This is a genomic window from Burkholderia sp. SIMBA_051 (assembly GCF_046534915.1).
Lineage (GTDB): Bacteria > Pseudomonadota > Gammaproteobacteria > Burkholderiales > Burkholderiaceae > Burkholderia > Burkholderia ambifaria.
This window is the reverse complement of record NZ_JAWRXS010000694.1, coordinates 1-247: the sequence shown is the minus strand read 5'-3', so window position 1 is coordinate 247 and position 247 is coordinate 1. Positions and strand designations below refer to the sequence as shown.

Sequence of the window (247 nt, the reverse complement as noted above, 5' to 3'; positions counted from 1 at the left end):
ATATTTTTTGCTGTATAAGTTGTTCTACAACCTGTGTTTTATCTTTAAACTCTTCAACCGCTGCTTTATTGCTGTAATTTAATGCAACAATTAAAGATTTATACAATTCATTATCTTTGAGTTTAGGTGGAATAAAGCCGCTGTATATAGCATTAATAAACACCCCTTTATCGCCTAGCTCAGCTACATCACTCTGAGGTAAATACGGTAAACAACGGCCAAAGCTAGAAACTTTAAGTATTGAGCG

General features: G+C 34.0%; 1 protein-coding gene. It reads right to left on the bottom strand.

Annotated features, from left to right (window positions below; genetic code table 11):
- Positions 1-247, bottom strand: a 247-nt coding sequence (locus SB771_RS36255) for a hypothetical protein (protein ID WP_410722191.1), incomplete at both ends; no start/stop codon positions are given.